We start from the raw sequence: 14,368 nt of genomic DNA, 5'->3' as shown, positions 1-14,368 counted from the left end.
GAAATAACAGCAGCAAATAAACCATCGCCATTTGCGCGGAAAATGAGGTGCAATCATGCGTAAGTTTCTCTCGCTGCTGCTCGTCCTGCTGCTCGTTCAGATTCCTGTTCTGTCTGAAGACGTCATCCCGTCGATTCCTACGCGTCCTGAACAGTTCGCGCATGTCTTCGATTTCGCGGACGTCATCTCCGCAAGAGATGAGGCACAGATTGCCTCTTATTGTGACGACCTCAATAAAATGACAAAGGCGGCTGTAGTCTGTGTAACCGTAAATTCCCTAGAGGGAATGGGGGTACGCGATTTTGCATTTGAACTTATGAACTCCTGGGGCATCGGCGATGCAGAGCGAAACGACGGCGTACTGCTATTGCTCGCAGCAGGAGATCGGGAAATCGCGCTTGAGGTCGGAAGCGGACTGGATCGCTTGCTCGATTCCGACACCTCCGACGCGATATTCGACATCTGTATACCAAGCTTTTCCAAGGGCGACTATTCAAACGGCATGCGGGAATTGGCCCTTACAACCTGTTTGACGCTCATCAAAAAGCAAACCCTGTTATTCGACGATCCGGAAATCGTCAGGGCCGTCGCGGATATTGGCTCATCAAGATAATTTCTGAATTATTCAACCACCGGGACGCGCGCCATGCGGCTACTTGTGCGCATACCCGCGCGGGGAGATTCCGGTCCGCTGGCGAAACTGCCGGCTGAAATGGGTCGCATTGGCATAGCCGAGGCGTTCGGCCACCTCCGAAATCGAGATGTCCTGGCCTGTGAGGACGCTCTTAGCCGCGTCGATGCGCGCCTGAATCAGGTCGTTCATCGGGGAGACGTCAAATTGCGCCTTGTAGAGCGCGTAAAACCGGGAAGGACTCATGTGCATTTCCTCCGCCATGCGCTCCACCGTCCAAGCCTCTCCAAGCCTCGCGAACAGTCCACTTCTAAACCGGTGCAGCAGCGCGCCCAGCTCGGGGTTGACGGCGCGAGCCTCCGCTGCGCTGCTGCAGGCGCGGCTGAGGCGGATGAGCAGCATTTCGGCAGCCGCGTCCGCCAGCTCCGCGCGGTGGGCGCGGCTGCTGTTGATTTCCAGCTCGATCTCGCAGATGCCCGACGTGATGAAGGCGCAGTCGCCCGGGTACAAAAGCGTATCCACCGGCACGCCGTAGCGCCGCACGAGGTCTGCGGCGCAGGCGTTCAGGTGCATCCAGTCGTGCAGCAGGGGCGTTTCGCTGCAAAACCACTGCCTCGTGTGGGGCGCAAACAGGACGCAGGCCTCCGGCCGCGTACAGACGGGCGCGCCGTCTCCTATCCGAAGCCGAACGGAACCGAAAAAATGCAGCAGCGTAAAATGCTCGATGCCCGACGGCCGGTTGATTGTAAAGCCGGCCGCTTCCGACCATCGGTGGCGCGCGCTGACGACCATGATCTTTCCTCCCGGCGCGTAATTTGTCGGTACTATTGTAGCGAGTACAGTAGGATATGTCAAATAAATAAGCGATATGTCATTGCCTGTGCAGGCACGAAATTCTATAATGGACGTACACACGAAGAAGCGGCCGCAGGCCTGATTTGAAGGAGTGATACGATGAATTCCATTCCCAGAAGCGAGCATCCCAAGCCCCAGTTCCGCCGAGAGAACTGGCTGAACCTGAACGGCGAGTGGGACTTTGAAATCGACAATGGACGCAGCGGCAAAGCGCGCGGCCTCAGCGAGCCCGGCGCGGCGCTGGCGGGCCGCATCACGGTTCCTTTCTGCCCGCAGAGCAAGCTCTCGGGCGTCGAGCACAAGGACTTTCTGATGGGGGTCTGGTACCGCCGCGCCGTGACGCTCAGCGAGGCGCAGGCGAGCGAGCGCGTCGTGCTGCACTTCGGCGCTGTGGACTATCGCTGCGAGGCGTTCGTCAACGGCAAGCGCGTCGGCACGCACAAGGGCGGCTACGTCTCCTTCCAGTTCGACGTCACGGACGCCGTGCATGCCGGGGAAAACGTCATCACGGTGTACGCGGAGGACGACGAGCGCGATCCCATGATCCCGCGCGGCAAGCAGAGCGAGGAATTCTTCTCCCACGGGTGCGATTACACCCGCACCACCGGCATCTGGCAGACCGTCTGGCTGGAGTTCATGCCTAAGACGCATATAGAAAATGTCAAGTTCTACCCGAACGTAGACGAGGGGTCGCTGTGGATTGCGGCCAAGCTGCGGGGCGAGGGAACGCTCGCCGTCACCGCGCGCTATGAGGGCCGCGTCGTGGGCCAGGCGTCCGTCCAATCCGGCGGCGGCCTCGCGCAGCTCGCGCTTTCGCTTTCCGAGGTGCACCTATGGGAGGTCGGCTGCGGCCGTCTGTACGATATCGAGCTTTCCTACGGGGAAGACGTCGTCTACAGCTATGCGGGGCTTCGCAGCGTCCAACTCGACGGGCGCAAGTTCCTGCTCAACGGCAAGTCCGTCTTCCAGCGCACCGTGCTCGACCAGGGCTTCTACCCGGACGGCATTTACACCGCCCCGAGCGACGCGGCGCTCGTGCGCGACATCGAGCTCTCCCTCGCCTGCGGCTTCAACGGCGCGCGGCTGCACGAAAAGATCTTCGAGGAGCGCTTCCTCTACCACTGCGACCGGCTGGGTTATCTGGTGTGGGGCGAGTTCCCCAACTGGGGCCTGGATCATACCCGTCCGGAGGCGGTGTTCAGCGTCCTGCCCGAGTGGCTGGAAGAGCTCGACCGCGACTTCAACCACCCCGCGATCATCGGCTGGTGCCCCTTCAACGAGACCTGGGACAGGGATCACCGCAAGCAGGACGACGAGGTGCTGCGCGCCGTCTACCTGGCGACGAAGAGCGTCGATCCGACCCGCCCGTGCATCGATACCAGCGGCAATTACCACGTGGCCACCGACATCTACGACGTGCACGACTACGAGCAGGACGTAGCGATTTTCCGCGAGCACTACGACGCGCTGGCCAACGGCGGCGAGCTGTGGGATCAGGTGAATCACCGCGGCACGGGCGTCCGCCAGCAGTATGACGGCGAGCTGCCCGTCTTCATCAGCGAGTACGGCGGAATCGGCTGGGCGATGGGAGAAAAGGCCTGGGGCTACGGCAACATGCCCAAGTCGCCGGAGGACTTCATCGCTCGTTTCCGCGGCCTCGCGGACGCGATTCTGGACAACCCCAGGATCATGGGCCTTTGCTACACGCAGCTCACGAACGTCGAGCAGGAGCAGAACGGCCTCTACACCTACGACCGCGAACCCAAGTTCGACGTGGAAATCTTCAAGCAAATTCTCACGCGCAAGGCTGCGATCGAGGATTAAGCGCTCCCCGAAGGGGCCGCAGGCGATGCTTCGCCCGCGGCCCCCTTTTTCGTTTCGCAAGCGTTCATGCGGCTAAGTCGGCAGCGGGTTCAATCGAAGGCGCTCGCCCTCATAAAAAGGCCGGACGGCGCAAAGGCTCAAATCGAGCGCTTCGTGCCTTCCGGCCTTTGGTTTTCAGCTTACATCAGCGAAGTGATGATTTCCGTCCAGATGCGGTCGTAGGTCTTCGTCGCGTCGCCCAGGTACTCGAAGATTTCGCACTTGTCGAGCAGCTCCTGCGGCGGATTGGAGACGGGCGAGTTCAGGTAGTCGTCGCCCAGCAGGTCGATCGCGCCCTGGTTGGGGATCGCGTAACCAACGTATTCAAAGTTCTGCACCGCAATGTCCGGGCGGCAGAGGAAGTCGATGAACTTCTCCGCGCCCTCCGGGTTCTTCGCGGTCGCCGGGATGCACATCGCGTCGAAGAAGATGTTGGAGCCCTCCTCCGGAATCACGTAGGCAAGGTCCTCGTTCTCGCTCATGCAGTAGGTCGCGTCGCCCGCCCATACGAGCGCCAGCGCCGCCTCGCCCGCGATCATCTTGTCCTTCACCTCGTCCACGACGTAGGCGAGCACCAGGGGGCTTTGCTCGATGAGGCGCTGCTTGGCGTCCTCCAGCTCGGCCTCGTCGGTGGAATTGAGCGAGTAGCCCAGCGCCTTGAGCGTGATCGCCAGCGTATCGCGCGAGGAACCCAGCATCAGGATGCTGCCCGCGTACCGTTCGTCCCACAGGGCGCTCCAGGAGGTCGGGGCCTCTTCCACCATCGTCTTGTTGTACAGGATGCCCATGGTGCCCCAGGTGTAGGGCACGGAATACCGATCCTCCGGGTCATAGGAGAGGCCGCGGAAGCGCTCCTGAATCTGGGCGGCGTTGGGGAGGTTGTTCCAGTCGATCTCGCGCAGCATCTTTTCCCTTGCCATGCGCTCGACCATGTAGTCCGAAGGGAAGATCACGTCGTAGCCCGCCTTGCTCTTTTTGAGCTTGGTGTACATGTCCTCGTTCGTCTCAAAGGTTTCGTACACCACGCGGATGCCTGTCTCGTCCTCGAACTGATAGAGCACGTCCTCGTCGATGTAATCGCCCCAGTTGTAGACCGTGATCGTCTCCGGCGCGGCCTGCGCCATGGCGGGCAGGGCGAGCGTCAGGGCAAGCAGCAGGCAAAGAAGGATCTGCGTCCGTTTCATATTGTTACCTCCATTTCGTCGTCAGGCCGTGCGCATGCCGCGCCGTTTTTTGTCCCGCTTCTCCCGGTCGAGGAAGTCCGGCAGGTTGACGATGACGAGCAGCAGCAGCACCGTTAGGAATATAAGGGTGGAAAGCGCGTTGATCTTGGGCGATATGCCGCGCTTGGCCATCGTGTAGATGGTGATGGAAAGGTTCTGTACGCCCATGCCGGTCGTGAAGAAGGAGATCACAAAGTCGTCGATGGACATCGTCAGCGCCATCAGGAAGCCGCTGAACACGCCGGGCATGATGTCCGGCAAAATGACCTTGCAAAACGCCTGCAGCGGCGTCGCGCCCAGGTCCTGCGCCGCCTCCGCCAAATGCGGGTCGAGCTGGCGCAGCTTGGGCAGCACCGAGAGGATGACGTAAGGGATGCAGAACGCCACGTGCGAGAGCAGCAGCGTAAGATACCCCAGCTCCAGGTTCATCGCGGTGTAGAGCAGCATCAGCGAAACGCCCGTGACGATCTCGGAATTGAGCATCGGCAGGTTGCACAGCGCCATCAGCGCGGCGCGCGGGCCGCGCCTGAGCTGGTAGAGCCCGATGGCCGCCAGCGTGCCGATCAGTGTGGAAACCGCCGCGGCGATGATTCCGATAGAAAGCGTGGTCTGAAGGGCCGCCATGATCTTGCGATCCTGAAACAGCTCGCGGTACCAGTCCAGCGTAAAGCCGCCCCACACAGCGCGGGACTTGCTCGCGTTGAACGAATAGACGATCAGCAGTACGATGGGCGTATAGAGAAAGAGCAGGATGAGCGCCACGTAAAAGCGCTTCGCAAAAGCCTTCACAGGATGCGCACCCCCCTTTTCTCCTCTTCCTCCTCCTTGTCCGCGCGGCCCAGCGCGTACATGAAGAAGAGCACGACCACCATGACCAGAAGGGACAGCGTGGAGCCGAAGTGCCAGTCGTTGGCCTTGCCGAACTGCTGCTGAATGATGTCGCCGATGAGCGGCACCTTGCCGCCGCCCATGAGCTGGGAGATGACGAAGGTGGTCACCGCGGGTACGAAGACCATCGTGACGCCCTCGAGGATGCCCGGCAGGGAAAACGGCAGCGTGATGCGCAGGAAGGACTTGAGCGGGTTCGCGCCCAGGTCGGCCGCGGCCTCCAGCAGGCTGTGGTCGATCTTTTCCATCACCGTGTACAGCGGCAGCACCATGAAGGGCAGGAAGTTGTAGACCATGCCCAGCACGACCGCGCCCTCGGTGTAGAGGAACTGCACGCGCGCAAAGCCCAGAGCCTCCAGCAGGCTGTTGACGAGGCCGGAGTTCTCCAGCAGCGACATCCACGAATACGTGCGCAGCAGGAAGTTCATCCACATGGGCAGGATGATGAGCATCAGGAAGAGATTCCGCCGCCTAAAGCCGCGGCCGGTCAGAATCAGGGCCAGCGGATAGCTAAGCAGCAGGCAGATGATCGTGGTGTAAAGCGCCACGCGCAGCGAACGCACGAGCAGCTTCAGGTACATCGGCTCCACGACGCGCGAAAAGTTTTGCAGCGAGAAAACCCTGACCGTCTCCCAGGGCTCCTCTTCCTGCAGCGTGCCGTCCGAAAGCTGATACAGCACGGAGCCGTCGGGCTGCGCGACCTCTTCGTAGGGGATGGGCTCCTCCACGGTCACGCCGTAGTAGACGATCAGCCCCAGCGGCACGAGAATGAAGATCAGCAGCCACACGAGAAAGGGAACCAGCAGCGCGTTTTTGCGCAAATCCCTCACCCCCGTCACAGCGCGGCCCCTTTACGGGCGCGTTCGTTCTTGAGCACGTCCGGCGAGCGGTCGGACTTGTGCATGACCTGAATGTCCGCGGGCGCGACGGTGACGCGCACCTTCGTGCCCGGCTCCCGCGCGTGCGTGGAATGCACGAGCAGTTCCTCCTCGCCTACCCGGACGCGCATCTCGTAGTGCACGCCCTTGAAGAGCGTGGAAAGCACCTCGCCCTGCGGCGCGGGGCAGTCGAGCGGCGTATCCGGCGAGCGCAGCTTCACGTCCTCCGGGCGCAGCACCACGTCCACGGGCGTGTTCTGTCCAAACCCCCGGTCTACGCAGGGGAATTCCATCCCCAGGAAGGTGACGCGCAGATCGTCCGCCATCGTCGCGCACAGGATGTTGCTCTCCCCGATGAAGTCCGCGACAAAGGCGTTCTTCGGCTCGTTGTAGATGTCCTCGGGCGTTCCGATTTGCTGAATTTCGCCCCCGCGCATCACGACCACGGTGTCGGACATGGTGAGCGCTTCCTCCTGGTCGTGCGTCACAAAGACGAAGGTGATGCCGCTCTCCTGCTGGATACGCTTGAGCTCCCCCTGCATCTCCTTGCGGAGCTTGAGATCCAGCGCGCCGAGCGGTTCGTCCAGCAGCAGCACGTCCGGCTTGTTGATGAGCGCGCGGGCGATGGCCACGCGCTGCTGCTGCCCGCCCGACAGGCTCTGCACCTTGCGCCGCTCGAACCCCTCCAGGCCCACCAGCTCCAGCATCTCCCCGACGCGCGCGGCGGTCTTGCGCCTGTCCTCGCGCCGAAGGTCCGGCCCGAAGGCCACGTTCTGCGCCACGTTCATGTGCGGGAAGAGGGCGTAGCGCTGAAAGACCGTGTTGATGCTGCGCTTATAGGGCGGCAGATCCACGATGTTCTTGCCCTTGAAGAAGATTTCGCCGGAGGTCGGACGTTCAAAGCCGCCGATGCAGCGCAGCGTGGTCGTCTTGCCGCAGCCCGAGGGGCCCAGCAGCGTCAGAAACTCGTTCTTGTTGATGTACAGGTTGATGTGCCGCAGCGCCTCGTAATGGTCGTCGAAGACCATGTGCAGATCCCGCAGTTCGATGATGTGCTCCCCCATGGCCGCCCCTCCTCGGAATCGAAATAGGATGAAGGATCAGAAATTCGGCGGCGTGCAGACCCACAGCACCGTCGCGTCGGTCTTGCCCGTGTTCACCAGGTTGTGCGGGCCGTCGGGCTTAAAGGAGAAGCTGTCCCCCTTGCGCACCTTGTACGAGCGCTCGCCCAGGTTGAGCTGAACGCTGCCCGCGAGCACGTAGCCGAATTCCTCGCCGATGTGGGGCAGGTCCAGCTCGCTGTGGCCGCCCGGCGACAGCGTCATCAGGATGGGCTCCATGTCCTTTTTTTGGGCGTTCGGGATCAGCCAGTGAATGACGGCCCCCAGATCGGGCGACTCCTTGATGAAGACGTCCTCCTTGCGGTAGACCGGCTTCTCCGCCGCCTCGCTCGCAAAGAACTCGCGAAAGCTCGAACCCAGCGTCACCAGGATGTCCTCGAGCGTGGAGAGAGAAGGCGACGTCTGGTTGCTCTCCAGCTGAGAGATAAAGCCCTTGGAAAGCTCGCAGCGGTCGGCCAGCTCCTTCTGGGTCAGGTTGTTGCGCAGCCTGAGGCTTTTGATTTTATCCCCGATGTTTAATTCCACAAAACCACCCCTTTCGGTTTGCTGTGACCAATCCCTGCGATTATCGCAGCGAAACCAATTAAATCATAAATGTGCGCGCTTGTCAAGTGTATTTTTCAGCTTTTGATCCGCACCTTATATTCACAAAATCCATTGACTTTGCAGCGTTTTTTGAAGCATTCTTTTCAAGGCTTCTAAACCTCAAATCAAGGGACACCGATCTTTCCGCGCTGCGCCTCCCGGCCGGGAATCCGCGATTTTCGCTTTCTTCCTTCACCGACTGGTTTTACGCAAAAGCGGCGCATCTCGCCGATGCGCCGCCGGGTGTTGATCCGGGACCTCCAAAGAGCCCTTTTTACAGTATATCGCAAGACCGTTTAAAGCCGCCGGCCGCGCTCCCCCCTTGATTCGCGGTCCTTTCAGGCCGAATCGCCCGTGCGGAAGCCGGCTTTCCCGATCGCGCGGCGGATGCGTTCAGCGCGTTTTCGGCCCGGCGCGCGCAGCTGCCGCAGGCCATCCCCTCGACACGCAGGGTCAGAGGATCATGGCGAATTTCGATGTCCGCAGCCTCCTTTTTCTTCACCTTTGCCCCGCAGCAGCCGCTTTCCAGCTTGCGAAGGTAGCTCTTGAGCGCCCAAAGCCCAATGACCGTCAAGACGATCAGAATGAGCGCCGTCGCCGTGTTCATGCTCCTCCCTCCTTTACTTTCCGTTTAGCGGCTCCATCTGTTCGGCCACGCCTTTACTTGTCCGCATGGGGGCATCCGCAGGCGCAGGAGCCGCAGCTTCCGCCGCAGCCGCACGCGGACTTCTTCCTGCGCATGTGCCGTACGGCGAGTACCGCCGCGGCGGCCAGCGCCAAAAGGACGACGATCGTTCCGATGTTCATGAAAATCTCCTTTCCAATAGGTCGCTCGGCGGCCGCGCCGCCGCGCACGGGTCTCAAGCCCGCGCGTCCGCCGCGCCCGCGCGCTGAATCTTCTTTTCCGCGGAAGGGCGGAACACCAGGTAGCACAGCCCCGCCAGGACGATCAGCGCCGCCGCCGTCCAAACGGTGAAGCCGTTGCCGGTGAAGAAAAGGCCCAGCTGATAGACGATCAGCGCAACAGCGTAGGCGAAGCCCGTCTGATAGCCGATCGCAAACCAGGTCCAGCCCGCGTTGTTGAATTCGCGTTTCATCGCGCCGATGGCCGCAAAGCACGGCGCGCACAGAAGGTTGAAGACCAGGAAGCTGTAGGCGCTGAGCAGCGTGAAGTGCGAAGCGATCGCGCCCAGCTGCCCGAACGCGCCCGCGTCCACCAGCTCCAGCGCGTCGCCTGCGACGGCGTACAGCGTGCCGAACACGCCGACGACTTCCTCCTTGGCGACCAACCCCAGCACCGTAGCCACGGACGACTGCCAGGTGCCGAAGCCCAGCGGCGCAAACAGCGGGGCGATGAATCCGCCGATGGCCGAAAGCAGGCTCGCATCCATGTCCTCCACCATGCCGAAGCCATTCTCTGTAAAGCCGAGGTTCGAGGCGAGCCAGACCAGAATGCTCGCCAGGAAGATGATCGTGCCGGCCTTCTTGATGAAGGACCAGCCGCGTTCCCACATGCTGCGCAGCACGCCGGAGACGGACGGCATATGATAGGCCGGGAGCTCCATCACGAAGGGGGCGGGCTCGCCGGCAAAGCGCCGGGTCTTCTTGAGCAGGATGCCGGAAACGACGATCGCCGCCACGCCGATAAAGTAGGCGCTGGGCGCCACCCACCAGGCGCCGCCGAACACCGCGCCCGCGATGAGCGCTACGATCGGCATCTTCGCGCCGCAGGGGATGAATGTCGTGGTCATGATGGTCATCTTGCGGTCGCGGTCCTGCTCGATGGTGCGCGAGGCCATGATGCCCGGCACGCCGCAGCCGGAACCGATCAGCATCGGGATGAAGGACTTGCCCGACAGGCCAAAGCGGCGGAAGATGCGGTCCATGATGAAGGCGATGCGCGCCATGTATCCGCAGTCCTCCAGAAACGCCAGCATCAGGAACAGGATGAGCATCTGCGGCACGAAGCCGAGCACCGCACCGACACCGCCGATGATGCCGTCCAAAACCAGGCTGCTCAGCCAGTCCGCGCAGCCGATGGCCTCAAGGCCGCGCTCCGCGAGGACCGGGATGCCCGCGATCCACACGCCGTAACCCGCCGGGTCAGGCTCCCCGGCCGCCAGCGCCGCTGTAAATTCGGGCGCGCCCACGGTAAGCGTCTCTATGACGCTGCCTTCCCCGTCCCTCAGGGACAGCGCCGCGGTTACGTTCGCGGACTGCGCGGCGGCCGTAAATTCGCTGACAGCCGCCTCGTCCGGCTCCTCCGCTTCGAGCGCGGCCTGCACGGCGCTCACGTCCACGCCGGCCGCTTCCGCCGCCTCGATGTAGGCTTCCACCTTTTCTCTTTCGAGCTCGTAATCGCCCGACGCTTCCTCATACGCGGCGGAGCCGATACCCAGCAGGTGCCAGCCGTCCCCAAAGACGCCGTCGTTCGCCCAGTCGGTCAGAATGCCGCCCAGGCTCGAAACCGCGATGTAGTACACCAGCGTCATGACGGCCGCAAAAATCGGCAGCGCCGCCCAGCGGTTGGTGACCACGCGGTCGATCTTGTCGCTCGCGGTCGCGCCTCTGTGCCGCTTGCGCACCGCGCCCGCGATGACGCCCCTGACGTATTCGTAGCGCTCGCCGGTGATGATCGCTTCGCTGTCGTCGTCCAGCTCCGCTTCACAGGCGGCGACGATCCTTTCCAGATGTGCCTTGACATCCGCGCCCGCGTGGATGCGCGCTAAAATCTTTTCGTCCCGCTCAAAGAGCTTGACCGCGTAAAACCTTCGCTGCGCCTCCGGCGTCACGTCCTTAACGAGCGCCTCGACCTCGCTGAGTGCGCTTTCCACGCGCGGCGCAAACCTGTGGTTGACGTTCGCGGGTTTTCCGGACGCGGCCAGCGACGCGGTCTTGTCCATCGCCTCCCGGATGCCCTGTCCCCTGAGGGCCGAAATCTCGACCACCGGGCAGCCCAGCCTGCCGCAGAGCGTGGAGACGTCGATCTGGTCTCCCTGCTTTTTGACCACGTCCATCATGTTGAGGGCGACGACCACCGGCAGCCCCAGTTCCAGCAGCTGCGTGGTCAGGTAGAGATTGCGCTCGATGTTCGTCGCGTCCACGAGGTTGAGGATCGCGTCCGGCCGCTCGTCGATCAGGTAATTGCGCGCCACGACCTCTTCCAGCGTATAGGGCGACAGCGAGTAAATGCCCGGCAGGTCCTGGATGACGATCTCCTTGTTCTCCTTATAACGGCCTTCCTTCTTTTCCACCGTGACGCCCGGCCAGTTGCCGACGTATTGATTGGAACCGGTCAGGGCATTGAAAAGCGTGGTCTTTCCGCAGTTTGGGTTGCCTGCCAGCGCGATCTTCAGCTCCATGGGAACATCTCCTCCATATTATCCAAGGTTAACTTTTTGTCGTAAAAGAACGCGGGGTCATTCGACCAGAATGCTCTCCGCGTCCGCTTTACGAATGGACAGCTCGTATCCGCGCACGGTAAGCTCTATAGGGTCTCCCAGCGGAGCCACCTTGCGGACGAGCACCTGCGTCCCTTTGGTCAGTCCCATGTCCATGATCCGGCGGCGTACCGCACCCTCGCCATCGATCTTCCTTACCGTTACGGTCGCGCCGCATGCGGTCTCTCTAAGCGTCTGCAACTTTTCCACCTCCCCTCAAACCAGGATGCGCTGCGCAAGCTGCTTTGAAATCGCCACGCGCGTATCCTTTACGCCGATGATGACGTTTCCGGAAATCTCTGACACCACCGTCACCATTTCCCCGGCGACGAATCCCAGGTTGCCCAGGAATTTTTGTGTTTCGTCCTTCCCCGTAATCCTGCGGATGCGCATCCGCTGCCCGGGCTTCGCCAGCGTTAACGGCATGACGCCACCTCCTCTTTGTTATCCATGGCTAACATTTGATTTAAGCATATGGGTTAGCAAATTCTAACCCGTGCATAAGTTTACCATTTTCAAGCCTGCGCGTCAAGGGAAACCGCGCCGAAAAGCATTCTAAACCTTGACAAATTTTCATCGGTTAGCTTATGCTATATAAGACAAAACCGGAAAGAAGGCGTCCCGCTTGAAGCTCTACGAGTCCGCCGAAAACTACCTGGAAACCATCCTTATGCTTGAAAAGAAACAGGGAGGTGTCCGCTCCATCGACATCGCCGGCGCGCTAGGCTTTTCAAAGCCGAGCGTCAGCCGCGCGGTAAACCTCTTAAAGGAAGACGCCTACATCCTGGTAGACCGCCAGGGCTACATTACGCTTACGGAAAAGGGGCTCGCCGTGGCCGAGCGCATCTACGAGCGCCATTTGCTGCTCACGCGCTATTTCATCGCCCTGGGGGTGGACGAAGAAACGGCCCAGCGCGACGCATGCCGCGTAGAGCACGACCTGTCCGACATCACGTTTCAAAAGATCCGCGAGCACGCAGAGCATGCGCAGCCGAATCGCGGTCGCAGCGTATGATCCAGAGGAAGCCGCCCCGGGGAGGCTGCCCTCCGAGCTCGGGGAATACCCGCCCTTCCCTTACGCCCGCCATGAAAAGCGCGCGCTGAAATCTTCACCCGGAAAACGCCTCGCGCGCGGCATTTTGCGCCTTGGTGTGCGAGACGGCATCCATGCACAGAAAGATCATAGCGGCGTTGCCCAGCCCGCGCGCGATGCCGCCCGTCTTGCGGGCGAAGGCCTTGGCCCCGCAGGCGTACTTCCTGCAGACGTCCATGTATCGCCGCTGCATGCATTCGTTCCTGCCGATGATGACCGCGCGCATAATACCTCCTGCGTGTTTTTTAATTAGCCGCCGCTAACTTCCTCCTTAAAAAACAATTAGCATCCGCTAACCCTGGGTTGATTATAACAAAAACGTCCGCCGCTGTCAAGCGGCGGACGCCCAGACGACCGACACAGCATCGTCATGTAAGGGGGATACAGGAAAGGGAAACCGCCCCTCCTCTGCTGTCGTATCGACCGGCTTCGCCGATGGCCCGCCCTTTTTCATCCCCACAAATCGCATCCGCATTCCGTCAGCAGCCGCTGCACGGCCGCGGGGTCTACCTGTGCGACGTCTACCCCCGCATCCAGCGACGCCTTTGCCGTCATGGCCGCCGCCTGCCCCACGGCCATGGCGATGCACATCACGCGGTAGGAGGCATGCGCGCGGTGCGTTCCGCTGATGTTGCGCCCGCACAGCACGAGATGGCCTACGCCCAGAGGCTGCAGACAGCGCAGGGGGATGTCGTAATCCTGTGCCTGATAGGGAATCCCCTCCCGCTCCGCCTGTCCTCCGCCCGTCGGGTTGTGGATGTCAATCGGGAAATTTGCCCGGTGCACGACGGCGTCCGGGAAGCGGCTGCCTGTAAGCACATCTTCCGCCTCCAGCACGTAGCGCCCCCGCATCCTGCGGCTTTCACGCACGCCTAGCGTCGAGGCGGAAATGCGGGTGCGCGCCTGCTTAAAGCCCGGAACATGCGCGCGCAGGAAGGCGTTCACCTGCTCCATCTGCGATCGCAGCGCGCTTTCCGCGCGCGTCAGGTCGCCGTTTTCGAGCGTGCGCACGCCGCCAAGCTGCGTCGCATTGACGAGATATTCCCCCCGCTTTAAGCACGGATACAGCCGCACGATCGTCACATGCGGCGGCAGTTCTCCATTTCTGGCCGCCCGCGCACACAGCGACAGATAGCTTTCTCCCCCCGGAAGCAGGGTGTCGTCCTCCTCATGACGGCATACGAGCGTGCAGGCGGGATCGACGCCCTCGATATGGTACATCAGGCTCACTGGCTGTACCAGGCCGTCTTCTTCCCGGCCGATCATGACCTCTCCCCCGGCGCGCGCCGCCACGTAGCCGTCGCCCGTAGCGTCGATGACGCGCCGTGCCCGAACCGCCGCGGGGCCCTCCTGTGTGAGGGCGACCACGCCCTCGGCCGCGCCGTCCCGACAGATTGCGTCCACGATGGGCGTCTGCAGGTAGAGCCTGACGCCGGCCTCCGTCACCAGATCCAGCAGCCGTCCCTTCGCCGACTCCGGGTCCACCGCCGTGCCTCCGTCGGGCGCCTCCAACAGGCGCATGACCTCCTGCCAGATGCCGCCCGGCGTAGCGCTGCCCATCAGCGTCGTCACGTTTGCCATCGTCAGGCACCCGCCCACCGAGCCGTAGCGCTCCAGCAGCACGGTGTCAAGTCCCTGACGCGCGGCGCTGACTGCCGCTGCGATGCCCGACGGCCCCGCGCCGCAGACGAGCACGTCGCAGGACGTCATTTCCGGAATTTCCACGTCATAATGCATGGCTCGTTCCTCCCCGTATCCAAAGGGGGCGCGGCGTGTCCCCGCCGCGCCCCC

Annotated in this window: 16 protein-coding genes; 3 read left to right on the top strand and 13 right to left on the bottom strand. The window is 62.0% G+C overall.

Annotated elements, in window-relative coordinates:
• Positions 1 to 55 precede the first annotated feature (55 nt).
• Positions 56 to 613 carry a TPM domain-containing protein gene (locus C1725_RS02135; RefSeq protein ID WP_102410043.1) on the top strand — a complete coding sequence of 186 codons (558 nt, stop codon included), beginning with the start codon at positions 56 to 58 and terminating at the stop codon, positions 611 to 613.
• A 39-nt stretch (positions 614 to 652) separates the two neighbouring features.
• On the opposite strand, the gene C1725_RS02130 is transcribed toward C1725_RS02135, so the two are convergent.
• The gene (locus tag C1725_RS02130; RefSeq protein ID WP_346026255.1) at positions 653 to 1,423 is read right to left on the bottom strand and encodes a helix-turn-helix domain-containing protein; all 771 of its coding nucleotides are present in this window, start codon (positions 1,421 to 1,423) and stop codon (positions 653 to 655) included.
• Positions 1,424 to 1,585: 162 nt separating this feature from the next.
• On the opposite strand from C1725_RS02130, the gene C1725_RS02125 reads away from it, so the two are divergent.
• Positions 1,586 to 3,310 carry a sugar-binding domain-containing protein gene (locus C1725_RS02125; RefSeq protein ID WP_102410041.1) on the top strand — a complete coding sequence of 575 codons (1,725 nt, stop codon included), beginning with the start codon at positions 1,586 to 1,588 and terminating at the stop codon, positions 3,308 to 3,310.
• A 179-nt stretch (positions 3,311 to 3,489) separates the two neighbouring features.
• Here C1725_RS02125 and C1725_RS02120 read toward each other — a convergent pair whose 3' ends face one another.
• From C1725_RS02120 to C1725_RS02075, 10 genes are all read right to left on the bottom strand, one after another.
• Positions 3,490 to 4,533 carry an extracellular solute-binding protein gene (locus tag C1725_RS02120; RefSeq protein ID WP_102410040.1) on the bottom strand — a complete coding sequence of 348 codons (1,044 nt, stop codon included), beginning with the start codon at positions 4,531 to 4,533 and terminating at the stop codon, positions 3,490 to 3,492.
• Between the two features lie 21 nt (positions 4,534 to 4,554).
• Positions 4,555 to 5,361 (bottom strand): ABC transporter permease subunit, encoded by an 807-nt coding sequence (locus C1725_RS02115; protein ID WP_102410039.1) that lies wholly within the window; start codon positions 5,359 to 5,361, stop codon positions 4,555 to 4,557.
• The gene (locus C1725_RS02110) at positions 5,358 to 6,281 is read right to left on the bottom strand and encodes an ABC transporter permease subunit (protein ID WP_102413214.1); all 924 of its coding nucleotides are present in this window, start codon (positions 6,279 to 6,281) and stop codon (positions 5,358 to 5,360) included. The genes C1725_RS02115 and C1725_RS02110 overlap by 4 nt, the downstream gene beginning before the upstream one ends.
• A 14-nt stretch (positions 6,282 to 6,295) precedes the next feature.
• Positions 6,296 to 7,402, bottom strand: a complete 1,107-nt coding sequence (locus C1725_RS02105; RefSeq protein WP_102410038.1) for a polyamine ABC transporter ATP-binding protein — start codon at positions 7,400 to 7,402, stop codon at positions 6,296 to 6,298.
• Positions 7,403 to 7,438: 36 nt separating this feature from the next.
• Positions 7,439 to 7,984 carry a cupin domain-containing protein gene (locus C1725_RS02100; RefSeq protein ID WP_102410037.1) on the bottom strand — a complete coding sequence of 182 codons (546 nt, stop codon included), beginning with the start codon at positions 7,982 to 7,984 and terminating at the stop codon, positions 7,439 to 7,441.
• A gap of 334 nt (positions 7,985 to 8,318) precedes the next feature.
• Positions 8,319 to 8,651, bottom strand: a complete 333-nt coding sequence (locus C1725_RS02095) for a heavy metal-associated domain-containing protein (RefSeq protein ID WP_102410036.1) — start codon at positions 8,649 to 8,651, stop codon at positions 8,319 to 8,321.
• A gap of 53 nt (positions 8,652 to 8,704) precedes the next feature.
• Positions 8,705 to 8,851, bottom strand: coding sequence for a FeoB-associated Cys-rich membrane protein (locus tag C1725_RS02090; RefSeq protein WP_102410035.1), 147 nt, complete (start codon positions 8,849 to 8,851; stop codon positions 8,705 to 8,707).
• 53 nt (positions 8,852 to 8,904) lie between these two features.
• Positions 8,905 to 11,406: a FeoB small GTPase domain-containing protein gene (feoB, locus tag C1725_RS02085; protein ID WP_102410034.1), complete on the bottom strand. Its 2,502-nt coding sequence runs from the start codon at positions 11,404 to 11,406 to the stop codon at positions 8,905 to 8,907.
• Between the two features lie 57 nt (positions 11,407 to 11,463).
• Entirely contained in the window at positions 11,464 to 11,685 is a 222-nt protein-coding gene (locus C1725_RS02080; protein ID WP_102410033.1) for a FeoA domain-containing protein, read from the bottom strand.
• Between the two features lie 15 nt (positions 11,686 to 11,700).
• Complete coding sequence (locus C1725_RS02075; protein WP_102410032.1) at positions 11,701 to 11,910, bottom strand: FeoA domain-containing protein; 210 nt, start codon at positions 11,908 to 11,910, stop codon at positions 11,701 to 11,703.
• Between the two features lie 199 nt (positions 11,911 to 12,109).
• Between C1725_RS02075 and C1725_RS02070 the strand changes: the two genes are divergently transcribed.
• Positions 12,110 to 12,499 (top strand): iron dependent repressor, metal binding and dimerization domain protein, encoded by a 390-nt coding sequence (locus C1725_RS02070; RefSeq protein ID WP_102410031.1) that lies wholly within the window; start codon positions 12,110 to 12,112, stop codon positions 12,497 to 12,499.
• 94 nt (positions 12,500 to 12,593) lie between these two features.
• On the opposite strand, the gene C1725_RS02065 is transcribed toward C1725_RS02070, so the two are convergent.
• The gene (locus C1725_RS02065) at positions 12,594 to 12,803 is read right to left on the bottom strand and encodes a DUF2325 domain-containing protein (RefSeq protein ID WP_102410030.1); all 210 of its coding nucleotides are present in this window, start codon (positions 12,801 to 12,803) and stop codon (positions 12,594 to 12,596) included.
• 224 nt (positions 12,804 to 13,027) lie between these two features.
• The gene (locus C1725_RS02060; protein WP_346026254.1) at positions 13,028 to 14,314 is read right to left on the bottom strand and encodes an FAD-dependent oxidoreductase; all 1,287 of its coding nucleotides are present in this window, start codon (positions 14,312 to 14,314) and stop codon (positions 13,028 to 13,030) included.
• Between the last annotated feature and the right edge of the window lie 54 nt (positions 14,315 to 14,368).

The organism is Beduinella massiliensis, from assembly GCF_900199405.1.
Taxonomy (GTDB): Bacteria; Bacillota; Clostridia; order Christensenellales; family Aristaeellaceae; genus Beduinella; species Beduinella massiliensis.
This window is presented reverse-complemented; position numbering and strand designations above follow the sequence as displayed.